The organism is Sphingomonas sp. (assembly GCF_035998645.1).
Classification (GTDB): Bacteria; Pseudomonadota; Alphaproteobacteria; order Sphingomonadales; family Sphingomonadaceae; genus Sphingomonas.
Genome location: NZ_DASYHL010000004.1, coordinates 1 through 26,159, shown reverse-complemented (window position 1 = coordinate 26,159; position 26,159 = coordinate 1). Strand labels below are relative to the sequence as shown.

The following is a 26,159-nucleotide window of genomic DNA, read 5'->3' as shown; positions in this document are numbered from 1 at the left end:
CGGCCCTCTATAGGGCGGTATGCGCCTCGCGACGATTACCAACTGGGCCTATGGGGCCACGCTTGTCCTGACGCTTACCTCGGGCGTGACGATGTTGCTGGCATCCGATGCCCATGAGCGGGAGCGTGCCGCCGTCGCGGACCGCCATGCGTTGCAACGGGCAACGACCGAGCTCGGCAAGAATATGTTCCTGTCGGCCGATCATGCGCGGCAGTTCGTCGTTACCGGCGACCCGGTCTATCGCATCCTGCATTACCGCACCGGGAGGGCGCTGAGCGATGTCGAGGCGGGGATTGCGCCGCTTGCAAAGGCGGGCGCCCTGCCCAACGAATTGCGCACGCTGCGCGAAGCGATCCGCTGGTCGCAGACGATGGGTGACCAGCAGCGCGCGGCGATCCTCGCTTATCGCCGGGGCGATCGGGAAGCCGCGCAACGCATCCTGTTCGGCGAGGCACATCAACGCGAGCTCGACCGGGCCAAGACCGTACTCGAGCGGTTCGAAATGCAGATCGAGACCCGCACCGCCAGCCAGATCGAAACCGCCACGCGGTTCGCGCGGCTATGGCGCACCGTGTCCGAAATCGTGCTGGCGACCACCGCATTGCTGTTTCTTGCCGTGCTCTATTTCATCTTCAAGCGGCGTGTGCTGCGCCCGGTGGTGCGATTGAGCGATGTCGTCACCCGGCTCGCCGCGCAGGACTTTTCGGCCATCCCGCCACAGATCGACCAGATCGACGAGATCGGCGACATGGCGCAGGCGATCCACATTTTCCGCGCCAATGGCCTCGAGCGCCTGCGGCTAGAGGCCGAGCGTGATCGCGATCTGGCGGTACGCGACACGCTGGCGCGCATGACCCAGCGGATGCAGGGGTGCGATGACCTCGACGGCCTGATCGGCGTTGCCCTACGATTCGCGCCGGAAATTGCGCCGGATTTCGCCGGTCGGCTCTACTTGATGGACACGGCCGCGGGCGAGCTTCGCGCGGCATGCGAATGGCTCGCCCCGCTCGGTTCGCACGACGGCTTTCCCGCATCGGCCTGCTGGGCGCTACGGCGCGGACAGCCGCATCGCCCCGCGGGTGACGCAATCGATGTGCCGTGCCTGCATCTGGCCGGTAATCAGGACCCGCCAGGCGACACCCTGTGCCTGCCGCTGACCGCGCATGGCGAGATACTGGGGCTGCTGTACCTTGAGCCGCGCCAGGGCGAACCCGCCTCCGACGTCGCGATGCCCGCACCCTATCTGTACATGCTCGCGGAGAATATCGGCCTCGCCCTCGCCAATTTGCGGCTGCGTGAAGCATTGCGCGCGATGGCGATGGTGGACGCGCTGACCGGGCTATCCAACCGCCGGCAGCTCGAGGAGCGGCTGGCGGCGCTGCTCGCGACGTCAGTCCCGAACAATGCTCCGCTGAGCTGCCTGATGATCGACGTCGATCATTTCAAGCGGTTCAACGACACGCACGGCCATGATGCGGGCGACGCGGTGCTTCGCGCAGTGGGCAAGGTGCTGGCTGACGGCACGCGCGGCGTGGGTGACGCGTTCCGCTATGGTGGGGAGGAGTTCACCATCCTGCTCCCGATCGACGCCGACCACGCCGCCGAGCGCGCGGAGCGGATCCGCGCACGCGTCGCCGAACTGGAAGTTCGGCATGATGGCAAATTGGTCGGCCCGGTGACGATTTCGATCGGTCTGGCCGCAGCGCCCGACCATGTCGCCGCCGACCAGTTGATCGCGACCGCCGATGCGGCGCTGTTGCGCGCCAAACAGCATGGCCGCAACCGCGTGGAGATCGCAAAACCGCGACACCGTCACGCCGCCTGAATGCTCCGGAAGGTCATTCCACCGGGGAAACAATGACTTGTTGCGGATCGGCGGTTTCGCCACAAGGTTGGGGAATGACCAGCCCCCCGCCTGCCCGGAGCCTGTTGCGCACCGCGACCGCGCCCGAGCATGAACGGGTCGATACGGCATTTGGCGGGTTCGATCTGGCCGATCGGGATGGCTATCGTGCCTTTCTGCGCGCGCAGGCACTGCCGCTGATTACCGTCGAAGCCGCGATCGATGCGTTCGATCCGAGTGCGGTGCTGCCGGACTGGCCCGAGCGGCGGCGTGCAGGGCTGATCGTGCAGGATCTCACCGATCTGGAAGCCACGCCCCCCGCGCCCGAGCCGTTTGCACTGACCGACGCAGCCGCTGCGCTGGGCGCGGTTTACGTGCTGGAAGGGTCGCGGCTCGGCGGGGCGTTACTTGCGCGAAACGTTCCCATGGACCTTCCCGCCCGGTTCATTCGTTGCCCCGCTGCGCCGAAGCGCTGGCGCAGCTTGATCGAGGTTCTGGACCGGACCCTTGAAACTGAAGCACAGCGTGACGCGGCGATCAGCGCTGCCCGTGCCGTGTTCGACCTGTTCTGGCGAAGCGCGCGCCAGCATGGAAGGATGCCCGTCGTTGAATGATCCGAACCCCGTCGATCTCACCAATTGTGATCGCGAGCCCATCCACATCCTCGGCGCAATCCAGCCGATCGGTTTCCTGATCGCGCTGACCGCCGACTGGATCGTCGCGCGCGGGTCGGCCAACCTGCCCGAATATCTGGATTTCTATCCCGAGCAGATCGTCGGCCATCCGCTCGCCGAGTTTCTGCCCGCCCCGGTGATCCACGACCTGCGCAACCGAACCGCACTGCTGCGCGGCCCCGATTCGGTCGAGCGGATGTTCGACACCGAACTCACCCCCGGCGCGGGCAATTTCGATCTGGCGATCCACCTGTCGGGTGGGCAGATCGTGATCGAGGGGCAGCGATCGACCGGCGAGGTCGGTGACGTCACCGGCATGGTGCGCTCGATGATCGCGCGGCTCGACCAGTGCGCCGACATGCTGTCCTTCTACCGCGAAGGTGCGCGTCAGGTGCGCGCGCTGACCGGCTATGATCGTGTCATGGTCTATCGCTTCGCCACCGACGGATCGGGCGAGGTTGTCGCGGAAGCAAGCAAGCCGGGCATCGGCAGCTTCCTTGGCCTGCACTATCCGGCCAGCGACATTCCGGCGCAGGCCCGTGTCCTCTACACCCGCTCGCTGTTGCGGGTGATCGCAGACGTGAACGCGACCCCCGTCCCGATCGTCCCTGCGCTGGATGAAAAGGGCGAGCCGCTCGATCTGTCGCTGTCGCTGCTGCGCTCGGTGTCGCCGATCCATATCGAATATCTGCGCAACATGGGCGTGGATGCGTCGATGTCGATCTCGATCATCGTCGATGGCAAGTTGTGGGGCCTGTTCGCCTGCCACCATTATGCCCCGCGCCACCCCAGCTTCGAGCGGCGCTCGATCTCCGAACTGTTCGCGCAGATGTTTTCGATGCGACTCGAAAGCCGTGAGCGGCAGCAGACGGTGGAGTTCGAGCGGCGCGCCCGCGACATTTCCGACCAGCTGCTCGGTGCGGTCGCGTCGGACGAAACCCTGCTGCGCGATCCCGACTGGCTCGCCGATATCCTCACCAACGCGATCCCCGCCGATGGGGTGGGCGTGTGGCTTAACGGCAGCTACGCCTTTTCCGGCGTCACCCCGCCAACCGACGATTTCCGCCGGATCGTGCGCGCGCTCAACGCGACCGCAGCAGGCAAGGTGTTCGCGACCGACAATATCGGGTCGCTGATCGTCGATGCCGAGCCGTTCGCCGGCAGCGCGGCCGGGCTGCTCGCGATCCCGATCTCGCGCTCGCCGCGCGACTATGTCGTGCTGTTCCGCACCGAACTGATCCGTTCGATCCGCTGGGCGGGCGATCCGCACAAGCCGGTCGCGTACGGCCCCAACGGCCCGCGCCTGAGCCCCCGCGAGAGCTTCAATGAGTGGAAGGAGCTGGTCCGCGGCCGCTCACGCCCGTTCACCGCATCCGAACTACGCGTCGCCGAAACGCTGCGCGCCACATTGATCGAGGTCGTGCTGCGCCTTGCGGACGAAGCATCGGCCGAGCGTCAGCGCGCCGGCGCGCGTCAGGAAGTCCTGATCGCCGAGCTCAACCATCGCGTCCGCAACATCCTGGGCCTGATCCGTGGCCTGATCCGTCAGGCCCAGCCCGAAGAAGCGGCCGTCCGCGACTTCGTGAAGGTCGTCGATGGCCGCATCCATGCCCTCGCGCGCGCGCACAACCAGATTACCGAGGATCATTGGGGTCCAGCCTGGCTCCAGGCGCTGATCGACGCCGAAGCCGCCGCCTTTGTCGAAGAGGGCGACCGTATCCTGAGCGAGGGCGAGCCGGTGATGCTCAACCCGCAGGCCTATTCCACCATGGCGCTGGTGCTGCACGAACTGGTCACCAATTCGAGCAAATATGGCAGCCTGTCGGTTGCGGGCGGCACGGTGAAGCTCAGTTGGGAGTGCAATGCGCGCGGCGACCTGTTGCTGCATTGGCGCGATATCGACGGCCCGCCGGTCAAGCCGCCGTCGCGCAAGGGCTTTGGCACGACGATCATCGAGCGGTCGGTGCCCTATGATCTCGGCGGCGAAGCACTGGCGCGCTATGTCGAGACGGGGTTCGAGGCCGATTTCTGCATCCCCGCGCGCCATGTGTCCAAGCCGCGCGAGGGCGGTGCGCCGCTGATCCGCTTCCCGCGCGCGGCGCATGGGCAGCGCGAAGAGCCGCCTGCAGATCTGCTCAATGGCCAGCGGCTGCTGCTGGTCGAGGACAGCCTGATCATCGCGCTCGATGCCGAGGATATTGCGACACGGCTCGGCGCCACCGACGTGACGACGGCGGCGTCGGTCGATGCCGCGCTCGACCTGATCGCGGCCCAGCCGCCGACGGTGGCGATCCTCGACATCAATCTGGGGAGCACGACCAGCTTCCCGATCGCCGATGCGCTGTTCGAACGGCGCATCCCGTTCATGTTCGCGACCGGCTATGGCGAGCAGGCGCAGTTCCCGGATCAGCATCGCGGCCGGCCGGTGGTGCAGAAGCCCTATACGATGGAGAATGTCGCCCGCGCGCTGGCGGACATGCTGGGTTAGCCCAGCACCCGCCCCGCCACCGCGTCGAGCTTTGCGAGAAGATGCGGGTCGCGTGCTGAAGGCGCAGTGATCAGCGCGGTGTCGAGGCAAGTGTCGATCGGCGACGCCACCCGCTCCGCCGGCAGCGCGCGCAGCAGGTTCAGCACCATCGCCCGCGCCTTGGTGGCATTGGCCCCCAACTGCGCGATCACCTGCGCGACATCGACCGCAGCCTCTTCCTCGCGCCAGCAATCATAGTCGGTGACCATTGCCACCATCGCGAACGGCAGTTCCGCCTCGCGCGCCAGCTTCGCCTCGGGCATCGCGGTCATACCGATCACGTCGCAGCCCCAGCTGCGATAGAGATGGCTCTCCGCGCGGGTCGAGAATTGCGGCCCCTCCATCACGAGGCAGGTGCCCCCACGATGGACGGTGGCGCCCGCCGCCTCCGCCGCGTCCCCGGCGAACGCCGACAGGCGCGGGCACACCGGATCGGCCATCGAGACATGTGCGACCATGCCGGTGCCGAAAAAGCTCGACGGCCGCCCCTTGGTCCGGTCGATAAACTGGTCGACGATCGTGAACGTCCCCGGCGCACGCGCCTCCTGCAACCCGCCGACCGACGATACCGACAGCACATCGGTGACGCCCAGCCGCTTGAGGCAATCGATATTGGCGCGCGCGTTCAGCTCGGATGGGCTGACCCGGTGTCCGCGGCCATGGCGGGGCAGGAACGACACGCGCACATGCCCCAGCCGCCCGCTAAAGATCGCGTCAGAGGGTTCACCCCAGGGCGAGTCCACTTCGACCCATTGGCCATCTTCAATTCCCGCGACGTCGTAGAGACCCGATCCGCCGATAACCCCGATATGCCAACCGCTCATACCAGCCCCTGTTTGCTCACTTTGGGCCGCGCATAGGCGAAGTAGATGACAACCCCGAGCACGTTCCAATACAGGAAATAGAGCTGGGTCGTGGCCGGCAGGCTGAAGAACAGATAGATGCAGCCGAATACCGCGATCGCCCCGACGAGCCACCACAAAGGCGTGCGGAACATGCGCGGCGCTTCGGGCGCACGGCGGCGCAGTACCATCATGCAGATCGCGACTGCGGAAAACGCGACCAGCGTCCCGGCATTGGCCAGCGCCGCAATCTCCTCGATCGGCAGCAGCCCGGCGATCACGCTGACGATCATCGCGGTGAAGATCGTAATCCGCACCGGCGCGCCACGCGACGAGACCTTGGCGAGCGCGATCGGCAGCATCCCATCACGCGCCATCGTGAAGAAGATGCGGCTCTGCCCGAACAGGAAACCCAGCAGCACCGTCGGCAACGCGATGATCGCCGATACCGCGAGGAAGGTGGCAAAGCCCGGCCGTCCCAGTTCACGAAGGATCAGCGCCAGCGGCTCGGGGCTGTCGGCGAACCGGGTGTACGACAAGGCGCCGACTGCGGCGACCGCCACGAGCATGTAGATGGCGACACAGGCGACCATCGATCCGACAATGCCGATGGCGAGATCGCGGCCCGGATTCTTGGTTTCCTCCGCCGCGGTCGAGATCGCGTCGAAGCCGTAAAAGGCGAAGAAGATGATCGCCGCAGCCGCCATCACCCCGCGCTCCACGCCATCCGCCGACACGCTCTTGGCAAAGCCGAACGGCGCGAACGGCTCGAAATTCGCGCCGTTGAAATAGGGCAGCGCGACTGCAACGAACACAGCGAGCGCAACGATCTTCACGATGACGAGGCCCGCGTTGAGCGTCGCACTTTCCCGCGTGCCGAGGCACAACAGCCCCGCGACGATCGCAATGATGACGATGGCGGGGATATTGACGATGCCGCCCGCATGCGGCCCCTGCATCAGGTCCATCGGCACCCCCGCCCAGGATTGCAGCAGCGGCGCGGCATAGCCCGACCAGCCGACCGCGACCGCGCTGACCACCAGCGAATATTCAAGGATCAATGACCAGCCGACGATCCAGGCAATGATCTCGCCCAGCACGGCATAGCTGTAGCTATAGGCGCTGCCCGACGCCGGCATCATCGTCGACATCTCGGCATAGGCGAGCGCGGCGGCGGCGCAGATCGCGCCGGCGATGACGAACGACAGGATCACCGCCGGCCCGGCCTTGCCCGCGCCGACGCCGATCAGCGTCAGGATGCCGGTGCCGACAATTGCGCCCACGCCCAGCGCAATCAGATGTGGCCAGGACAGGGTCGCGGCCAGCCGATGTTCGGGCGCGTGCTCATCCGCGCCCTTCACGCCCTTTGTACGAAACAAACCGTCGGCCATGCGATCCCCCCTGTCTATGCCCAAGGGGTGCGACGGACGCGCGCGCAGGTCAACGGTTCATGCCCGCGACATGCGATCACGCGCATCGTTTCGGACGCAGACTGGAGGGTTCGACCGATGCAGCGCCGCCTGTTCCTCACCACGCTTGGCGCGACTGCAGCTGCGCCGGCGCTGGCGCAGCAAAAGCTGTCCAAGGAGCCCAATCCCCAGATCGATTATGGCGGGTTCGAACGGCTGACCGGCGATGTGCGCCAGTTGCGCGCTCGCCGGCTTTTGCCCTTTGCGCGATTCAAGGAACTGGCCGCATCGGACGACACGCTGCTGCTCGACGCACGCTCGGAAACGGCGTTTCGGGAAGGGCATATCAGGGGCGCGGTCAATTTACCGCTGCCCGATTTCAACGCGGAGTCGCTCGACGACCTGATCGGGCGCGACCGCAAGCGGATGATCCTGATCTACTGCAACAACAATTTCTCGAACCGCCGCCGCCCGGTGCCGATCAAAGCCGCCCCGCTCGCGCTGAACATCCAGACGTTCATCAACCTGGTCGGCTATGGCTATGCGAACGTCTGGGAATTGGCCGACTTGATCGACTTCAACGATCCCAAGGTGGAGTGGGTGCGGACCTAAACCCCCGACACCCCCTCGTCACCCCGGCGTTGTGCCGGGGTCCCCCGGGAGGCGAGGCGCAAAGCAAGAGGCGCTTGCGCGGGAAGCGAGGCACAGTGGACCCCGGCACAGGGCCGCGGTGACGAGCGGAGTTATAATAGGATCAGGCTACGCAATCAGGCCGGGCACTTCGCCCCACTGTCGATCCACGCCTTGGTCAACGCGCCGAACTCGGCCTGCGTCCCCGGTGCTGGCGTCCGCCCCGGCCCGGGGTTCCAGCCCCAGCCGACCAGCGTGTCGCTCGCATTGTGTTCGTGGATCTGCGCCAGCGTCTTGCCGCCATTGCGCTTGCGGTCCTTCAACTGTTCGCAAATCTCGCGCAGCGACTTGCCCTCCCACGCCATCGATTTCGGCGCGAGGTGCCACAGCGGATGGCCCGGAATGCTGCCCTTGCCATCGGCGAACGCGACATTGCGCGGGCCGTGACAGGTCGAACACTCCATCCCGGCAATCCCCATCCCTCCCGGTCCGCGTTCGACCGGGGGCATGTGGAAACGCATGTCGTCGCCCTGCAACGGGCTGTCGGTGCGCGGGTGGCAGTTGATGCAGCGCGGGTGGGTTAGCACCTTGCCCATTTCGGTGAAGAGCGCCGCCGATCGCGCCGCCGGGTCGGCGATCGTCGCGAAGGCCGCGACCGGCTTCAGTCCGACAGGCGCTGCCGACTGGCTCGATGCCACGACGGCGGCGGGCAACGCGACGGCGGCTAGGCCCAGCGCGATCAGGCCGTAACGTTGCACGCTCATGCATTGTCTCCATGCGCGAAGGGCAGGCGGCGCACCGCCTTGCCGGTCAGCTTGCGCCAGGCATTGGCGACCGCCGGCGCGATGGGCGGCAGTCCCGGCTCACCAACGCCGCTCGGACGTTCGGTCGAGGGAATGATCGCCACTTCAACATCGGGCATCTCGCCGATCCGCAGCGAGCGATAGCTGTCGAAATTGGTCTGCTGCACCACGCCGCCCTCACCCAAAGTCAGTTCGGCATAGAGCGCGTGACCGAGGCCATAGCCGATGCCGCCCTCCATCTGCGCGCGGATGATGTCGGGGTTGACCGCAATGCCGCAATCGACCGCGCACCAAACCTTGTGCACCTTGGGCAGGCCGTCCGGCCCCTTCGACACCTCGGCGACCTGCGCCACGAAGCTGTCGAAGCTCTCATGCACCGCAATGCCCTTGGCCCGGCCCTTTTTGGCAGGTTTGCCGAACGCCGCCATCTCCGCGACCCTCACCAGCACCGCCTTGGCGCGGTCGTGCTTGAGCAGCTCCATACGCCCCGCGACCAGATCCTTGCCGCCCAGTTCGAGCAGCTCGTCGATCATCGTTTCCTTGACGAAGGCGGTGTGCGTGTGGCCGACCGATCGCCACCACAGCACCGGCACCCCGCCCTTCATCAGATGCTGACCCAGCCGGAAATCGCCGATCTTGTACTGGTTGGCGTCGTTCGCGCCTTCGATCATGTTACCGTCGATGCCGTCGCGGATGCCCATCGGCTCGAACGGCGTGTCCTTCATGATCGACTTGGCGGCGCAGACCTGATCCCAGCCGCTGATCGCGCCGCTGGCATCGACGCCCGCGCGCACGCGATGCACCGTCATCGGGCGGTAAAAGCCGCCGGTCAGGTCATTCTCGCGGCTCGCCACCACCTTCACCGGCGCGGCAAAGCCATAGGCGCGGGCGCACGCCGCCGCTTCGGTTCCGTCGAACATTACCGGGGTCGCGCGGCGGCCGAAGCTGCCCCCGGCGAAATGCTGGACCAGCGCGCTCTTGTCGAATGGCACCCCGGCGACGCCGCACATCGCGCCCATCTCGCCGACCTGGAACTGGCTGCCGGCATGGACCGAAATCCCCTCACCCTTCTTCTCGATGACATAGTCCATCGTTTCCATCGGCGCATGGGCGAGGAACGGGAAGTAATAGGTCGCATCGATCGTCTTGGCCGCGCGGGCTAGCGCCGCAGCGGCATCGCCGGCAGCCTCGACCTGTCGGCCCGGCGTGCGCGCGGCGGCACTATATTCGGCGAGCATCTGATCCGAGGATCGCGTCTCCGCTTTCGCCATATCCCAGTCGACCTCGAGCGCCGCCGCCCCACGCTGCGCGGTCCAGGTGTCGCGGGCATAGACAGCAACCCCGCTCGGGATCGGTTTGATGTCGAGCACGCCGGGGATCGCGCGCGCGGCGCCATCCTCGACCTTCTTGACGGTCGCGCCGAATGCGGGCGGACGGCGCACGGCGGCATGGACCATTCCGGGCAGGCGGACATCCTGCGTGAATACCGCCGACCCGTCGGTCTTGGCCTTGCTGTCGACCTTCGCCACATGCTTGCCGATATAGACATAGCGGTCCGGAGTCTTGGGCACCGGCTTTTGCGGCACGGGCAGCTTTGCCGCATCCTCCACGAGTTCGCCGAAGCTTGCCTTGCGGTTCCCGGCGCTCACCACGCCCTTCGAGATTGCGACCGCACCCGGCGCAACGCCCCAGCGCTTCGCCGCCGCCTCGACCAGCATCGCGCGCGCAGCCGCGCCCGCCATGCGCATCTGGTCCCAGCTTTCGCGCATCGCGGTCGATCCGCCGACGCCCATCGTCCCGAAGGCGAGGTTCTTGTAGAGCGGGTCATTGGCAGGGGCGAACACGACACTCACCTGATCCCAGGCGGCGTCCAGCTCGTCGGCGATGATCGTCGCAACCCCGGTCGCCGGCCCCTGGCCGAACTCGACATGCTTCGCGATGATCGTGATCCGGCTGTCGCTGCCGATGCGCACGAACGCATTGGGGGCGAGCATCGCAGCCGCCGCCTGCGCCTTTGCTGCCTTGGCTGGCAATGTGAACCCGATGGTGAGCGCGGCGCTTCCGGTCAGGAAGGCGCGGCGATTGGCAAGCGCGTTCATGCCCGTTCTCCCTTCACGCCCGCGGCGTCCTTGATCGCCTGGCGGATGCGGACATAGGTCGCGCAGCGGCACAGATTGCCCGCCATCGCCGCATCGATGTCCTTGTCGGTCGGCCTTGGCTTGGCGGTGAGCAGGCCGATCGCCGACATCACCTGTCCCGACTGGCAAAATCCGCATTGTGGCACGTCGATCTGGACCCAGGCGGCCTTGACCGCGTCGGCGACCTTGCCGCTCGCGCCCTCGATCGTCGTCACGCTCTTGCCCGCGACCATGCCGACCGGGGTCACGCACGACCGCCGGTTCTTGCCGTCGAGATGCACGGTGCACGCCCCGCACTGCGCGACGCCGCAGCCATATTTGGTGCCCGTCAGCCCGAGATGGTCGCGCAACACCCACAGCAGCGGCGTTTCGGGATCGCCGTCAAAGACTTCGGGTTTGCCGTTCAATTGGAAGGTGGTGGCCATCGTTGCGCCTCCTGTCTGATGCGCACGCTAGGCCACCACCGGCCGTTCGCGAAATGAAATTATTTCGCTTGTGACCTGTTATTTCGCGACGAAGCGCACCGCCGCGCCTCCGCCCGGCCCCATCCAGATCGACAGGTCATCGCCAGCATTCACCCGCTTCCTCTCGATCACGATCGCATGGCGCTGGTCGGTGCGATAATCCGCGCCCTCGCCGTCGCGATAGATCTGCGCCTCATAGCTCTTGCCCGGATCGAGGAAGTCGAGCTTCACCTGCGTCGTCCGCGCCGTGCCGTCGGTCACCGCGCCCAGGAACCACTCGCCGGTCCCCTTCGCCTTGCGCACCACGGTGACATATTCACCCACCTCACCATTCAGCACGCGCGTGTCGGTCCAGTCGACCGCGACATCCTTGATGAACTGAAACGCACCCGGATGTTTCGCGTAATTCTCGGGCAGGTCGGCGGCCATCTGGATCGGCGAATAGAGCACGATGTACTGCGCCAACTGCTTGGCCAGCGTCGACATGAACGGCGTGCCGCCCTTGCCCGTGAGGCTCAGCACGCCGGGCGTGAAGTCGAACGGGCCGGCGAGCATCCGCGTGAAGAACAGGTTCGCCTCATGCTCGGGAGGGTTCTTCGGCTCGCCCCAGGCGTTGTATTCCTGCCCACGCGCACCCTCGCGGCTGACCCAATTGGGATAGGTGCGGCGGAGCCCCGTATCCTTGATCGGCTCGTGCGGGTTGACCGCAACCTTGTACTTGGCCGCAGTCCGGACGATGTTGAGGTGGTGGCGCGACATGTACTGGCCGTCATGCCATTCCTGCGTCATCCGACCAGCGGCCCAGACGCGATCGATCTGTCCGGCATCGGTGACGTAGCCGGTCTTCACCACCTCGATCCCGTTGGCAGCGGCATAGCGATAGGCGTCGTCGGACTGCGCCTCATACTGTCCCGCACCACCGCCGGTTTCGTGATGGCCGACGATGTGCACGCCCTTCTTCTTCGCATAGGCCGACAGAGCCGCCATATCGAACTGCGCCACCGGCTTGTCGAAGTCCCAGCCATCGCCATTGTCGAACCAGTTGCCGTCCCAGCCGACATTCCACCCTTCGACCAGCACGCCGCGGAAGCCGTTCTGTGCCGCGAAGTCGATGTAGCGCTTCACATTCTCGGTCTTCGCCCCCAGCCGTTCGCCGGTGCCCCAGGTCGCGGCGTCGAGGTGCATTTCCCACCACACGCCGACATATTTGCTGGGTTTGAACCAGCTGACATCGCCCAGCTTGTTGGGTTCGTTGAGGTTGAGCTCGAGCTGCGACATGTACAGCTTCGCCGCGCTGTCGGCGACGCGCAGCGTCCGCCACGGCGTGGTGAATGCCCCCTCACGCACCACCGCCGCCCCCTGCGACGACGGCGACAGTGCGGCGCGGAAGCGCGTACCCTCGACCCGGCGCAGCCACATGCCGGCATAGTCCACCAACGCCGCCTCATGGAACGCGACATGCGTGCCGTCGGCCAGCTTCATCGTCACCGGGGTATGCGCCTGGGTCATGCTGCTGACCGGCGTCTTGTTGTAGGGATATTCGTAACGATTCCACTCACCCGCCGGGGTCCACCAGGCCGTGCCATCGCTCGCCAGCGAAAATTCGGTCAGCTCCTCGATGATCCGCGTCGGCTTGCCATCGGCTGGTGCCGGCAGTTCGTAGCGAAAGCCGAAGCCGTCATCGAACACGCGAAACACCACATCCATCACCCGGCCGAGCGCGGTCGTTTCCTTCAGTCGCACGCGCAGCTGGGTGTGGCGATCGCGCACGCTCTGCCACTCGCCCCAGGGCTGTTCCCAGGTCGAATCCGCGCTGGTCACGCTTTGGCTCAGAATCGCAAAGCCGCGCTCCAGCTTGGGCGCGTCGCCGAGCATGAAGCCCATGCGCGATTGCAGGATCAGCGGCTTTCCGTTGCGGGTGACGCTGTAATAGGGGCGCCCGTCGCCGTCGGTGGTGACGGTGACGCGGATGCTGCCATCGGGCGAGGCTGCCGTCGCGCCGCCCGCCTTTGCCGTCGTCGCCTGCGCGACATCCTGCGCCAGCGCCGGGCTGGCCAGCGCCAGCAAGGGCAGCGTCAACGCTGTCAGGGCCAAGGTTCCACGCATTACACTCTCCTGTCGGCGACGCCCGTTCGCGTCAGTCTATTTGTTCGAGGACCATGCCCGAATAGGCTGGCAGGTCGCCCGGAGCCGCGCCGTTGACGGCGGCGATCACCCGGAACCGGTCCGATGGCGCGGGATGCCACGGGCGCGCGACATTGCCCAGATTGAAAGCGCAGGTCAGCCGCTGCCCGGCAATGCTGCGGGTGAACACCAGCAACGCATCATCAGCTTCGACGACCGCCATCGCGCCTTCGCGCAGCGCCGGATTGGCCGCGCGCGTCGCGATCAGCCCGCGCGTGAGGTTCAGCAGTGATCCGTTCTCGCTCGTCTGGCGATCGACGGCCATCGCGGCATGGTCCGCCCCGGCCGGCAACCACGGCTCGCCCGCGCCGAAACCCAGATTCTCGGCATCGGACTGCCACGGCATCGGGGTCCGCACCCCGTCACGGCTCAGCGTCAGCGGCCAGTTGGCGATCGCCTCCGGGTCCTGCAATTTGTCGAACGGAATCTCGACCTGAGTCAGCCCTAGTTCCTCTCCCTGAAACAGGATCGCATTGCCGCGCAGGCACAGCAGCAACAGCATCTTCATCGCCGCAAACGCATCGCGATGTTCAGGCTCCACCCAGCGCGACACCGCGCGCGGCGCATCGTGATTCTCGAACGCCCAGCTCGGCCAGCCGGTGCCCGGCGCGTCCGGCCAGGTCTCGACCGCCTTCTTCACCAGTGCCGGAGTCAGCTGCGGCGCATAGAGAAAGTCGAAGCCATAGGCGCTGTTGAGCCGCGTGCTGCCGCGCGTGAAGGCGTGCATCTCCGCCTCGGGCGTCGGGCCGCCGACCTCGGCGACGGTGAACGCACCGCCATGCGCATCGGTCAGAGCGCGGTGCCGTTCGAGAAAGCAGACGATGTCCGGGTGGCTCTGGTTATAGACATGGCTCTGGAAATCGAACGGGCGCGTGCGCGGGCGGCCATCGTCGGGCGCGGGCGGATTGTCGCGCAATTGCGGGTCATGCATCGCGAAGTTGATCGCATCGACGCGGAAGCCATCGACCCCGCGCTCCAGCCAGAATTGCGCCGCCGCCAGCGCCGCATCCTGCACCGCCGGATTGTGCAGATTGAGGTCGGGCTGCTCACTCAGGAAATTGTGCAGATAATATTGCCCGCGCCGCGCGTCCCAGGTCCAGGCCGGGCCGCCGAACACCGATTGCCAGTTGGTCGGCGGCGACCCGTCCGCCTTGGCATCGGCCCAGACATACCAGTCGGCGCGCGGATTATCGCGGCTCGCCCGGCTTTCCTTGAACCAGGCATGCTGGTCGGAGGTGTGCGAATAGACCTGGTCGATAATGACCTTCAGCCCCAGCGCATGCGCGCGGTCGATCAGCGCGTCGAAATCGGCCAGCGTCCCGAAAATCGGGTCGACGTCGCAATAGTCGGCAATGTCATACCCGAAATCGCGCATCGGCGAGGTGAAGAACGGCGACAGCCAGATCGCATTGACGCCCAGCCCCGCGACATGATCGAGCCGCGCGGTGATGCCGGGCAGATCGCCAATGCCGTCGCCGTTCGAATCGGCAAAGCTGCGCGGATAGATCTGGTAGATGACCGCGCCGCGCCACCAGTCATGCTGCGGCTCCGTTGCCATTGCGGGTGCAGCCTGACTCACTTGGCGCCTCCGGTCGCAGCGCAGGCGACATAGCCGAACGCAGGGAGCGTCACGGTCAGGCTGCCGGGCGCAGCGGCGCTGGCCGAACAGCTACCCACGATCGACGTGAAGCCGGTCGAACCAACACCGATCTCGAGGTTGCGGGTGATCGGCTTGGCGCTGGTGTTGAACGCGACGACCACCTCGGCACCCGTAGTAGGATCGAACCGCGACACCGCGAACAGCCCGGGCGTCTCGTCATAATTACGCGTCACCTGCCGCCCGCTGCTCAGCGCCGGGGTCGCCTTGCGCGCCGCCGACAGCTTGGCGATTTCGGCATAGAGCGGGTGCGCCATGTCGAAGTTCGAGTCCGCCGTGGTCTTGGTCGTGCCGATCAGCCTGTTGTCGTTATAGACCGCGACCTTGCTCGGGAACATGTCCTCGCGCGCGTCCTGATCGTTGCCGTCGCCGATGAACCCTTGCTCATCGCCCGAATAGACCGTCGGCACCCCGCGCAGCAGCATCAGCATCGCATGGCCGAGCTTTACGCGCGCCAGCAGCTCGGCATCGTCCGCCTTGGGAAACGCCTTGCGCACATCGGTCGAAAAACGGCCATGGTCGTGATTGGAGATAAAGGTCGGCAGCTGCAGCGCGGTCGTCGCCCCCCCCTCGTACAGCGCGTCGCGGTCAAACAGCGCGGCGAGCGTATCGGTGCCCTTGCTTCCCGCCACCGTCGCCTGCACCGCCGCGCGGAAGCCGAAATCGAGCACGCTCGGCAACCGGTGCACGCGGGTGTGCAGCGCCAGATCGCCGGCATCGCCTTCATTCGCGACTTCGCCGAAGATGTGGAAGTTCGGGATGCCCTTCGCCGCTGCCCGCGCCTGCATCGCCGGAACGAACGCCTGCCAGAATTCGGGGTTCACGTGCCGTGCGGTATCAATGCGGAATCCGTCGATGCCGAACTGGTCGATCCACCCGCCATAAATGTCGATGAACCCCTGAACCACGCGCGGATTCTCGGTCATCAGATCGTCCAGCTCGACGAAATCGCCCATGGTCGAGCTTTCGTTGCGGAAGGTCGTGTTGCCGCGATTATGGTAGAAGATCGGGTCGTTGAGCCATGCCGGCACCTTCACCGACTTCTCGGCTTCGGGCACGAACGGGGTATAGGCGAAGTTCGGATCGGTCAGCTTGGCGAAATTCTCCGCCGTGCCGATGCCGTCACCGGCAAAGCCCGGATTGATGGCCTTGCCGGTGACGCCCCCTTTGCGCTGGTACGGATAGTCCGCCCGACTGCGATATTCGCAGGCGCTGACCGGACACTCGCGATACTGGATCACGTCCGCCGTGTGGTTTGTGATGATGTCGAGATAGACCTTGATCCCGCGCGCATGCGCCGCGTCGACGAACGCCTTCATCTCCGCATTCGTCCCGAAATGCGGGTCGACCTGGGTGAAGTCGGTGATCCAATAGCCGTGATAGCCGGCGCTTTCCTGCCCCGGCCCGCCCTGCACGGGCTTGTTCTTGTAGATCGGACCCAGCCAGATTGCGGTCGCGCCCAACCCCTGAATATAGTCGAGCCGCGCGATCAGCCCCTTGAGGTCGCCGCCATGGAAGAATCCCTTGTGCGTCGGGTCGAAGCCGTGCGTCAGCCGGTCGCCCTTCAGCCCGCCGCGATCATTGGTCGGGTCGCCATTCTCGAACCGATCGGGCAGCATGAAGTACAGCACTTCCTGCTCCGCCGTCCGCTCGCGCAGCGATGGCTGCGGGGCGGGCGTCTGGGCCAGCGCGGGGCTGGCAAGCGCGGTGGCGAGGATCAGCGGCAACAGCTTCATACGCGGGTCACTTCCTGGGGCTGGGATTGCGGGGTCGCGACGAAGCGTGCGACGAACTCATCATGATCGGGCATGCGCGCGGCATCGCAGGCAAAGGCGATGGCGACAGTCGACAGGAACTGGTCGAGCTGCGCGTCGTCGAGCTGATCGGCCAGCGGGTGCCAGCGCTCGGGCACGATCCCCTGCCCCACCATCACCTGCAGCCAGCCGGGGACGTCAAACAGCTCGTCATGCTCGCGCACGATGCGGCCATCGGTGCGGAACATCGCGATGCGGTTCGCCAGCGGCTCGGGCAGCGCCATCGTGCGCAGCGCGTCCCAGAACGGCTCGCCGGTGCGGCCATTGGCGGTGTAGTGCAGGATCACGAAGTCGCGGATCCGCTCGATCTCGACATCCGCGATGCGGTTGAACGCATCGCGATCGGAGCTTGCCACCGGGCCGCTCGGCAGGAAATCGAGCAGCCGGTTGATCCCGGTCTGGATGAGGTGGATCGATGTGGACTCCAGCGGCTCGATAAAGCCCGATGACAGCCCGATCGCCACGACATTGCGGTTCCAGAAGCGCTTTCGCTTGCCGGTGGTGAAGCGCAGCATGCGCGGTTCGGCCAGCGCCTCGCCGTCCAGGTTGGCCAGCAGCGTCGCGGTCGCCTCATCCTCGCTGATGTGGCGCGAGGCGAAGACGTGGCCGTTGCCGGTGCGATGCTGCAGCGGGATGCGCCACTGCCACCCGGCCGTGCGCGCGGTGGAGCGCGTATACGGCGTTAGCGGACGCACCCCGGCGCACGGCACCGCGACCGCGCGGTCGCACGGCAGCCAGTGGCCCCAATCCTCGTAACCGGTCGCCAGCGCACCCTCGATCAGCAGCCCGCGAAATCCGGTACAGTCGACAAACAATTCGCCGTCGATCCGCTCGCCACCGTTCAAGGTCAGCGCAGCGACGTCGCCGCTCTCGCCATCGCGCTCGACTGCACCGATCTTCCCCTCAACTCGCATAACGCCGCGCGCTTCGGCATAGCGGCGCAGGAACGCGGCGTAGAGCCCGGCGTCGAAATGATAGGCATAGGGCATCGGCGGCAGCGCGCTGTCTGCTGCCCGCTGCACATGCGCGAAGCGGTTGCCATAGGCGGCGGCGGCGTTGAGCACATAATCGCCCAGCGGCCCGGCTCTGCCTGCCGCCCGCGCGCGCAGCCAATAATGGTGAAAGGGCAACAGCCCCAGCCCGCGCCCGACCAGCCCAAAGGCGTGGATGTAGCGATCATCGAACCCGCCCCATCCGGCGAATTCGATCCCGAGCTTGTAGGTTCCCTGGGTCTCGCGCAGGAACTGCGCCTCGTCGATCCCCAGCGCCTGGTTGAAGGTGCGGATCATCGGGATGGTCGCTTCACCCACCCCGACGGTCCCGATCTCCTCGGATTCGACCAAAGTGATCCGCCAGCCCTTGCCGCAGAAGCGCGCCAGCGCCGCTGCGGTCATCCATCCGGCGGTCCCACCGCCCGCGATGACGATGCTGCGCAACATTTCAGACATCGTATCGCCTTTCCCCCCGGCGGACGCGCCGCCGGGAGATACACGGATCAGAACTTGAAGGTGAAGCCCGCCTGGAACCGGCGACCGAAGCGCTGGTGGTTCATCACCTCAAGCGGGCGGCCCGGGTTGATCGCGACGAACGGTTCGTCGGTCAGGTTCGACCCCTGCAGGAACAGCGACAGCCCCTCCAGCGCGCTGCCCGGCTGGAAGTCGTACCCGACCTGTGCGTCGACGATCGTTTCCGACAGTGCGCGACGACGTGTCCGGTTCGCACCAAGACCTGAGAAATCGCCAAGGAAGGTCGAGCGATAGCGGACGCTACCGCGCATGTTGAACCCCCATTTCTCGAAATAGGCGGTGCCGTTGGCGACCCAGTCCGAATAGCCGGGGATATTCTCCGGCGGCTGGCCCGGTTCGGGAGCGATCTTGGACTTGGTGTAGGACACGCCACCCGTCACGCCGAAGCCCGACAGCGCCGAGGTAAAGGTCTCGAACGGCACGGTACCCGCAAACTCGGCACCGTAAATCTCTCCGCCATCGCCGTTGAACGGCTGGCTGATCCGCCCCTGCGTGCTGACCGGCGGGGTCGGCTGGATGACCGGATAGCTCGAATAATCGAACGGCCGTTCGGCGGTGTAGATGTAGTTGTGCAGCGTCTTGTGGAACAGCTGCAGCGCGACATAGCCGCTCCGACCGAAATACTTCTCGAACGTCAGATCGAATGCGGTTGCGCGATAGGGGCGCAGCGACGGGTTACCACCGCTGCCCGTGACGATGCCCTCGGCGGTGTTGGCGCCATAGGAGATGTTGACGCGCATGTCGTCCAGACGCGGCCGCTGGATCTCGCGCGCCGCGCCAAAGCGGATCACGAAATCACTGTCGAAGCGCAGCGAGAGGCTGAGGCTGGGCAGGATATCCCAGTAATCGTCGCCCAATGTGCGCAACTGCGGCCCGGTTGGCGTCTGGATATAGCCGGTCGAATTCTGGTTGGTATGCTGTGCCAGCACGCCGACATTACCGGTCAGCCGCGCCCCGCCTAGGCCGGCTTCGAGGTTTGCCATAGCAAAGCTGCTCAGCACTTCTTCCCCGACGCTGAAGCTCTTGAACAACACGTCCTGCGCAGTGTTGGCGACGCGCGTGTAAACCCCGCCATTCAGCAGATCGAGCGGGTTATAGCTCAACATCGGGCCAAGGCCGAGATAGTCGAGATTGGTCGGCGTCAGGCGATATTGCGTCGGCACCTGCGCCTGCAGCGCCCCACCCGCGAGCTGGAGGAAATACTCATCCGGCACCAGCGACTTTTCGCGGTCGACATAGTTGGCGCCCAACTTCACACTCTTGATGAAGCCGCCGTCAAACTCCTTCTCGATCTCGGCGAGGTAGCTGAACAGCTCGTCATCGACGATGCGGTCGTTGTAATAGCCATGCTGGCGCCCACCCGGCGCACCGCCGCCCCAGCCAAGCGGATCGGTCAGCACGATCAGCGTCGGGTCGCTGTAGTTGAGCGCATGCGAGGTGAAATAGGTGCCCGTCTCGGTGGTGCGGAACGACAGCGTATCGGTTGCGCCGACACCACCGCCAGGTCCAGTGCCCGCGTTCGATTCAAGGATCAGCTCGCGACGGTCGGTGCGCGACCAACCGAAATCGAAATTCACGTTCCAGCCGTCATCGCCTTCATGCTTGAGGTTGAAGCCGCCCGAATACAGGTCTGCCTGACGCAGATAATTGTGGTTGTTGACCACGCCTTCGACGCCGGTGAACGTGCCCGCCGTGATGAGGTTTCCGGTGGTTTCGACCCCGGTCGGCGACAGCGCCGCGCCGCTCCATGCCAGCGGCAGTTCGATGCCGCGCTTGATCTGGGTGTCGTCGAAGTTCGAATAGAAGCCGTCGAGCGTCAGTTCCCAGTTACTACCGAGATCCGCCTGGATCGTGCCGGAAATGCCGAGCCGCTTGAGCTGTGACGTCGTGACGAACGGCTTCACGCCGCCGATCAGGCTAATTCCCGCCGGATTGGTGGCATAGCCCCACGCCTCGAACTCTTCGATCTGATAGGGTTCGTCGACATAGGCCGCGGCGAGCGCAACGCCCAGGCGGTCGTCCATGAACTTGCCGACATAGGTCGCGTTGAGGCGATAGCCCCAGTCCTTCGACCCGCTGTTGAGCTTGCCCATGTCGGTGTAGATGCCGCGCGCGCCGATCGCGAAGACTTCCTTGCCATAGTCGAGCGGGCGGATCGTGCGGATGTCCACCGTGCCGACTAGGCCCTGCGACGTCAGCGACGCGTTCGGCGTCTTGTAGACATTGACGCCGCTGACGATTTCGGACGGATATTGGTCGAACTCGATCCCGCGATTGTCGTTGGTCGAGGTCTGCGGACGCCCGTTCAGCAGGGTCGAAGAGAAATCCGGGCCAAAGCCGCGGATCGAAATGAACGAGCTGCGGCCCGAAATACGCTGCGACGTCAGGCCGGGTAGGCGTGCGATCGATTCGGCGATCGAGGCGTCGGGCAGCTTGCCGATATCTTCGGCCGACACCGATTCGACGATCTGTTCGGAGTCCTTCTTGGTCGAAACCGCGCTTTCCAGCGCCGCGCGAAACCCGGTGACGACCACCTCTTCGCTATCCGCTGCGGGCTCGGCCGCCTCCTGCGCATGGGCAGGCATCGCCAGCCCGGCGATCAGCATCGCGGCGGCGATCGCAGAGCCACTGGCCCCGGTGGAAAGTCGTGCGGCCGCGCGGCCGCCAAGCATGTGACGCATGATATCCTCCCCTATGCCGGCCCCCTATTCTGGCCGGGGCGCACCGTTGCGGCGCGTTGTGCATAATATTCAGGGCAAGCGCCGGGATACGCCAGCGAACGGCATACGTATTCACCGCCAAGGCCATGCTGCGTGTCCGCCGCGCAACATTGACGGGGCTCGGAAAGGCGCTCAACGTCGCCGGGCCAAGCAGGGGCTACATCTGCGGGCATTTAGGGGAAGTGGGCCATTGGCCATGCAACGCAAGCCGACATCCTTCGACATCGCACATCTCGCCGGCGTGTCTCAGCCGACCGTTTCGCGCGCGCTGCGCGGCGGACGCGGCGTCAACGAAGCCACGCGGATGCGGATCGAGGCGATCGCCCGGCGCCTCAACTATCGCGTCGACAAGGCCGCATCGAACCTGCGCAGCCGCCATGCCGAAACGCTCGCGGTGCTGATCTTTCAGGACGAAAGCGCCGACGACAGCGCGATCAACCCGTTCTTCCTCTCGATGCTCGGCTCGATCATGCGCGCCTGCGCCGATCATGGGCAGGATATGCTGGTGTCGTTCCAGCAGCTCGGCAGCGACTGGCATCAGGATTTTGAGGATTCGCGCCGCGCCGACGGACTGATCCTGCTCGGCTATGGCGACTATGAGCTTTATCGCGCCAAGATCAGCGAGCTGATCGCGCAGAACACCCATTTCGTGCGCTGGGGATCGGTCGAGGCGGAGGGGGCGGGCCTCACCGTCGGCTGCGACAATCACGGCGGCGGGCGCGCCGCAACCCGGCATCTGATCGACCTGGGCCGCAGGCACATCGCCTTTCTTGGCCATGCATCGAGCCATTATCCCGAATTCCACGACCGCTATCGCGGCCATGTTGCGGCGCTGAAAGACACGGGCGTTGCTGCGGACCCCGCGCTTCAGGTCGACGCGCTGACCTCGGAAGAGGCGGGCGCTGCCGCTGCCGATGCATTGATCGAGCGCGGCGCGCAGTTCGACGCAATCCTTGCCGCCAGCGACCTGATCGCGATCGGGGCGATGCGGGCACTCGCCGCGCGTGGCCTGCGCGTGCCCGAGGATGTCGCGGTGGTCGGGTTCGACGATATCTCGGCGGCGAGCTTCACCAACCCGCCGCTCACCACCGTGATGCAGGACACCCGCGCAGCCGGCCGGATGCTGGTCGAAACGCTGCTCGGCCGCATTCGTGAAGAGCGCGTCCACGACGTCCTGCTGCCCGCCAAACTCGTCGTCCGCCGCTCGTGCGGCGCACCGGCCTGACACTGCCCAAGGATCAATGATGGAAAAACCGCGCCAGGGCTTTTGGGGCCTGTGGAATATCTCGTTCGGATTCTTCGGCATCCAGATCGGCTTTGCGCTGCAAAATGCGAATATGAGCCGCATCTTCCAGTCGCTCGGCACCAGCATCGACGATCTGCCTGCGCTCTGGATCGCCGCCCCACTGACCGGCCTGCTGGTTCAGCCGGTGATCGGGCATATGAGCGATCGGACCTGGCTCGGCCGGCTGGGTCGCCGCCGTCCCTATTTCCTTGCCGGTGCGATCCTGGCCGCGCTGTCGCTGTTCGTGATGCCGCTCGCGCCGGTGCTGCTGGTCGCAGCGGTGATGCTGTGGGTCCTCGACGCCTCGCTCAACATCTCGATGGAGCCGTTTCGCGCATTCGTCGGCGACATGCTGCGCAAGGACCAGCATAGCGCGGGCTATGCGGTGCAGACCGCGTTTATCGGTGCGGGCGCGGTTGTGGGGTCGATCTTTCCGTGGGGCCTTGAGCATCTCGGCGTCTCCAACGAAGCGCCTCTTGGGAGCATCCCGGACACCGTTCGCTATGCCTTCTGGTTCGGCGGCGCGGCCCTGTTCCTGGCCGTGTTGTGGACGATCCTCACCACCCGCGAATACAACCCCGAACAGCTCGCCGCGTTCGAAGGCGCGCGGGAGGAGGCGGCGGCAGACAGTGTGCGCGTTCTCGCGGCGCGTCGTCCGGTCGCCAGCCTGATCTGGATCGGCGCCGGCGCGCTGGTCGCTGCCTCGGTCGGTTGGTTCGATCTCGAGAAGGAAGTCTATCTGCTCGGCGGGCTGCTTGCCGGCTATGGCATCGCCAGCCTGATCGCGGTCCGGTTGGCCAGGGCGGGGCGCGGCACCAGCATGCTCGCCAGCATCGTCGGCGACTTCGCCGGGATGCCACCGATCATGAAGCGGCTGGCGGTCGTCCAGTTCTTCAGCTGGTCGGCGCTGTTCATCATGTGGATCAACACGACCCCGGTTGTCGCGGGCGCGTTCTTCGGCGCAGCTGACGCCGCAGATCCGCGGTATCAGGAAGGCGCGAACTGGGTCGGCGTGCTGTTCACCGTCTATAACGGCGTCGCCGCTGTCGCCGCGCTAACACTGCTCCCGCTGCTCGCCGCGCGCTTCGGCAAGGTCCGCACGCATATCATCGGCCTGCTCTGCGGCGCCGCAGGGTTCGCCAGCTTCTTCCTGATCCGCGATCCGCACTGGCTGATCGTCAGTGAGATCGGCATCGGCATCGCCTGGGCCTCGATCCTCGCCATGCCCTACGCGATCCTCGCCTCGAACCTGCCCCAGGCAAAGCTCGGCATTTTCATGGGGCTGTTCAACGTCTTCGTCGTGGTTCCCCAGCTGCTGGTCGCGACCGTGATGGGCTCGATCATGAAGGCGTTCTTCCCCGATCGGCCGATCTGGACGATGGCCTTCGCCGCTGGGACACTGGTGCTGGCGGCGCTTGCGATGGCACGGGTGAGGGAGGCTTAGATCGCCGAGAAATCAATCGGCCCATGCCGGTCGAGCGTGCGCGAGCGATCGTCCATCGGATACTTCAACCCGGTCGCGCAGTTGAACAGCGACGCCGTCTCGTCCGGCGACACGCGCCCATCGGCCACCGCCGCCCGCCACGCCGCCAGCGTTGCGCCGCCCTCCGGACACAGCAGCAACCCGTCGAGCCGCGCCGCATCCTCGACCGCCTCCAGGATCGCAGCATCGCTGACCGCCATCGCGAACCCGTTGGATTCGCGTACCGCGTCGAGGATCAGGAAATCCCCCACCGCCTGCGGAACGCGGATCCCCGCCGCGACGGTGTGGGCATCCTCCCACCGCGTCGCATGGCGCTCCCCCGCCTCCCAGGCCCGAACCATCGGTGCGCAGCCCTCGGCCTGCACCGCCACCATGCGCGGGCGTTTCGACCCGATCCATCCCAGCGCCTCCAGCTCGGCAAACGCCTTCCACATCCCGATCAACCCGGTCCCGCCACCGGTGGGGTAGAAGATCACATCGGGCAGCTCCCAGCCAAGCTGCTCGGCCAGCTCCAGCCCCATCGTCTTCTTGCCCTCGATCCGGTACGGCTCCTTCAGCGTCGACAGGTCGAACCAGCCATTGGCTTCCTTCCCGGCCGCGACCAGCTTGCCGCAATCGTCGATCAGTCCGTTGACGCGATAAACGCGCGCGCCCTGTGCCGCGATCTCGCGCACATTGATCTCGGGCGTATCGTCGGGGCAAAAGATCACCGCCTCGATGCCCGCCTGCGCGGCATAGGCGGCGGCGGCCGCACCGGCATTGCCATTAGTCGGCATGGCGATGGTGGGGACACCCAGCTCTTTGGCCATGCTGATCGCCATGACCAGGCCGCGCGCCTTGAACGATCCGGTCGGCAGCCGGCCTTCGTCTTTCACCAGCAGATTGGCGGCCCCCGCCCCCGCCGCAACCTTGGACAGCGGGACGATCGGCGTCGTAATCTCGCCCAGGCTGACGATGTTCTCGCGGTCCCGCACCGGCAACAGTTCCCGGTAGCGCCACAGATCCGCCGGTCGCTGGGCCAGATCCGCAGGCGTCACCGCCGCGCGAACGCCATCCAGGTCGTAGCGAACCAGCAAAGGGCGCCCGACCCGCGACAGGCCCTGCAGCGTATCGGCGTCATAACGCTCACCGGTAAGCCCGCATTCGAGATGGGAGACGAAGGTCGGGCGGTCGGTGGTGAGATTGGCGTTGTACAGCATGGCGTCGGCTTAGTGCGCCAACGCTTGTTAGTCGATCCGTTCGGCGCGCCACCCCTCGCCAACAATCCGCCGATCCCCGACCGTGCCGCGATGCGTAATGCCCTCGGCGACGAAACTTAGCGCCGCGCCAACCAATTGCGCCCCGGAGACTGCCCGGCCGTCGAGCGTTCCCGAGATGCGGCTATAGCGCTGATCCAGCATGAGCCTGGACATGCGCCCATCGTCACGGACGAGTTGCCATTCGCCGCCAGCAATCGCCGGAATGGTCCAGCGATAGACGCGCTTGTCGGCGATCTCCCGAAATTCATCATGCGGCCAATCGCCCATGTCGAACGCGTGGCTGACAACCCGTGCACCCGGCTTCATCTCGTTCAACAGCTTAGGTTTCAATCGCTCATTGACCGCCGGGAGCAGATAGAGTGTCACGACATCCGCGTCGCGGAGCGACACGGTGAACAGATCATCGCGTACAAACCGAGCGCGCTCTTCCAGCCCTTCAAGCCGCGTCAGTGACCGCGCGCGTGCGACCAGATTGCTGTCGAGTTCCACTCCGAGAGCAGTTGCCCCGCGTCGAGCCGCAGCGCGCGGGATGCGACCGTCGCCCGAACCAAGGTCGATCAGGCGTTCTCCGGCCTTCAGCGCCGCCATGTCGAGCATGCCTTCGACGACTTCGGGCGGCGTCGGAACGTAGGGGACGTCCTTCGCCCGCGCGACAGGCGGTGTAGCAAGCATGCAGCCTGATCCGATCAGGAGGGCGCGACGCGAAAGGTGAACTGTCATCCTGCCAGCGTGGCGGAGGCAGCTGCCTTGCACAACGGCCGCGCGCGTTTGATCTGCGCCGGACGCAAAAAAGCCGCCCGGAGGCGGCTGATTGTGTTGTGATGGTTGCGGGGGTTGGATTTGAACCAACGACCTTCAGGTTATGAGCCTGACGAGCTACCGGGCTGCTCCACCCCGCGCC

18 protein-coding genes and 1 tRNA gene are annotated in these 26,159 nt (G+C 65.8%); 6 read left to right on the top strand and 13 right to left on the bottom strand.

Annotated elements, in window-relative coordinates; genetic code table 11:
• The first annotated feature begins 19 nt into the window (after nucleotides 1-19).
• The 3 genes from VGN66_RS09600 to VGN66_RS09590 all read left to right on the top strand — a co-directional run bounded on the left by VGN66_RS09600 (nucleotide 20) and on the right by VGN66_RS09590 (nucleotide 5,005).
• Nucleotides 20-1,825, top strand: a complete 1,806-nt coding sequence (locus VGN66_RS09600) for a diguanylate cyclase (protein WP_327518606.1) — start codon at nucleotides 20-22, stop codon at nucleotides 1,823-1,825.
• 74 nt (nucleotides 1,826-1,899) lie between these two features.
• Entirely contained in the window at nucleotides 1,900-2,457 is a 558-nt protein-coding gene (locus VGN66_RS09595) for a biliverdin-producing heme oxygenase (protein WP_327518605.1), read from the top strand.
• Nucleotides 2,432-5,005 carry an HWE histidine kinase domain-containing protein gene (locus VGN66_RS09590; RefSeq protein WP_327519360.1) on the top strand — a complete coding sequence of 858 codons (2,574 nt, stop codon included), beginning with the start codon at nucleotides 2,432-2,434 and terminating at the stop codon, nucleotides 5,003-5,005. The genes VGN66_RS09595 and VGN66_RS09590 overlap by 26 nt, the downstream gene beginning before the upstream one ends.
• On the opposite strand, the gene VGN66_RS09585 is transcribed toward VGN66_RS09590, so the two are convergent.
• Complete coding sequence (locus VGN66_RS09585; protein WP_327518604.1) at nucleotides 5,002-5,868, bottom strand: S-methyl-5'-thioadenosine phosphorylase; 867 nt, start codon at nucleotides 5,866-5,868, stop codon at nucleotides 5,002-5,004. The two genes, VGN66_RS09590 and VGN66_RS09585, sit on opposite strands and share 4 nt — an antisense overlap.
• Nucleotides 5,865-7,277, bottom strand: coding sequence for an amino acid permease (locus tag VGN66_RS09580; RefSeq protein WP_327518603.1), 1,413 nt, complete (start codon nucleotides 7,275-7,277; stop codon nucleotides 5,865-5,867). Before VGN66_RS09580 ends, VGN66_RS09585 begins: the two co-directional genes overlap by 4 nt.
• A 117-nt stretch (nucleotides 7,278-7,394) precedes the next feature.
• Here VGN66_RS09580 and VGN66_RS09575 point away from each other — a divergent pair, with 117 nt between their 5' ends.
• Complete coding sequence (locus VGN66_RS09575) at nucleotides 7,395-7,907, top strand: rhodanese-like domain-containing protein (RefSeq protein ID WP_327518602.1); 513 nt, start codon at nucleotides 7,395-7,397, stop codon at nucleotides 7,905-7,907.
• A 155-nt stretch (nucleotides 7,908-8,062) separates the two neighbouring features.
• On the opposite strand, the gene VGN66_RS09570 is transcribed toward VGN66_RS09575, so the two are convergent.
• The 8 genes from VGN66_RS09570 to VGN66_RS09535 all read right to left on the bottom strand — a co-directional run bounded on the left by VGN66_RS09570 (nucleotide 8,063) and on the right by VGN66_RS09535 (nucleotide 21,192).
• Nucleotides 8,063-8,689, bottom strand: a complete 627-nt coding sequence (locus tag VGN66_RS09570) for an Isoquinoline 1-oxidoreductase subunit (RefSeq protein WP_327518601.1) — start codon at nucleotides 8,687-8,689, stop codon at nucleotides 8,063-8,065.
• Nucleotides 8,686-10,827 (bottom strand): xanthine dehydrogenase family protein molybdopterin-binding subunit, encoded by a 2,142-nt coding sequence (locus tag VGN66_RS09565; protein WP_327518600.1) that lies wholly within the window; start codon nucleotides 10,825-10,827, stop codon nucleotides 8,686-8,688. Before VGN66_RS09565 ends, VGN66_RS09570 begins: the two co-directional genes overlap by 4 nt.
• Nucleotides 10,824-11,291 carry a (2Fe-2S)-binding protein gene (locus VGN66_RS09560; protein ID WP_327518599.1) on the bottom strand — a complete coding sequence of 156 codons (468 nt, stop codon included), beginning with the start codon at nucleotides 11,289-11,291 and terminating at the stop codon, nucleotides 10,824-10,826. Before VGN66_RS09560 ends, VGN66_RS09565 begins: the two co-directional genes overlap by 4 nt.
• A 78-nt stretch (nucleotides 11,292-11,369) precedes the next feature.
• The gene (locus tag VGN66_RS09555) at nucleotides 11,370-13,436 is read right to left on the bottom strand and encodes a glycoside hydrolase family 97 protein (RefSeq protein WP_327518598.1); all 2,067 of its coding nucleotides are present in this window, start codon (nucleotides 13,434-13,436) and stop codon (nucleotides 11,370-11,372) included.
• Between the two features lie 31 nt (nucleotides 13,437-13,467).
• Entirely contained in the window at nucleotides 13,468-15,072 is a 1,605-nt protein-coding gene (locus VGN66_RS09550) for an alpha-amylase family glycosyl hydrolase (protein ID WP_327519359.1), read from the bottom strand.
• Nucleotides 15,073-15,089: 17 nt separating this feature from the next.
• Nucleotides 15,090-16,907: an alpha-amylase family glycosyl hydrolase gene (locus VGN66_RS09545; protein ID WP_327518597.1), complete on the bottom strand. Its 1,818-nt coding sequence runs from the start codon at nucleotides 16,905-16,907 to the stop codon at nucleotides 15,090-15,092.
• Entirely contained in the window at nucleotides 16,904-18,433 is a 1,530-nt protein-coding gene (locus VGN66_RS09540) for a tryptophan halogenase family protein (protein ID WP_327518596.1), read from the bottom strand. Before VGN66_RS09540 ends, VGN66_RS09545 begins: the two co-directional genes overlap by 4 nt.
• A 47-nt stretch (nucleotides 18,434-18,480) precedes the next feature.
• Complete coding sequence (locus tag VGN66_RS09535) at nucleotides 18,481-21,192, bottom strand: TonB-dependent receptor (RefSeq protein WP_327518595.1); 2,712 nt, start codon at nucleotides 21,190-21,192, stop codon at nucleotides 18,481-18,483.
• Nucleotides 21,193-21,421: 229 nt separating this feature from the next.
• Between VGN66_RS09535 and VGN66_RS09530 the strand changes: the two genes are divergently transcribed.
• Nucleotides 21,422-22,456: a LacI family DNA-binding transcriptional regulator gene (locus VGN66_RS09530; protein WP_414713196.1), complete on the top strand. Its 1,035-nt coding sequence runs from the start codon at nucleotides 21,422-21,424 to the stop codon at nucleotides 22,454-22,456.
• Between the two features lie 19 nt (nucleotides 22,457-22,475).
• Nucleotides 22,476-23,960, top strand: a complete 1,485-nt coding sequence (locus VGN66_RS09525) for an MFS transporter (RefSeq protein ID WP_327518594.1) — start codon at nucleotides 22,476-22,478, stop codon at nucleotides 23,958-23,960.
• On the opposite strand, the gene VGN66_RS09520 is transcribed toward VGN66_RS09525, so the two are convergent.
• From VGN66_RS09520 to VGN66_RS09510, 3 genes are all read right to left on the bottom strand, one after another.
• The gene (locus VGN66_RS09520) at nucleotides 23,957-25,198 is read right to left on the bottom strand and encodes a threonine synthase (RefSeq protein ID WP_327518593.1); all 1,242 of its coding nucleotides are present in this window, start codon (nucleotides 25,196-25,198) and stop codon (nucleotides 23,957-23,959) included. The two genes, VGN66_RS09525 and VGN66_RS09520, sit on opposite strands and share 4 nt — an antisense overlap.
• Nucleotides 25,199-25,225: 27 nt before the next feature.
• Nucleotides 25,226-25,930: a class I SAM-dependent methyltransferase gene (locus VGN66_RS09515; protein WP_327518592.1), complete on the bottom strand. Its 705-nt coding sequence runs from the start codon at nucleotides 25,928-25,930 to the stop codon at nucleotides 25,226-25,228.
• A gap of 150 nt (nucleotides 25,931-26,080) precedes the next feature.
• Nucleotides 26,081-26,157 (bottom strand) — tRNA-Met (locus VGN66_RS09510).
• Between the last annotated feature and the right edge of the window lie 2 nt (nucleotides 26,158-26,159).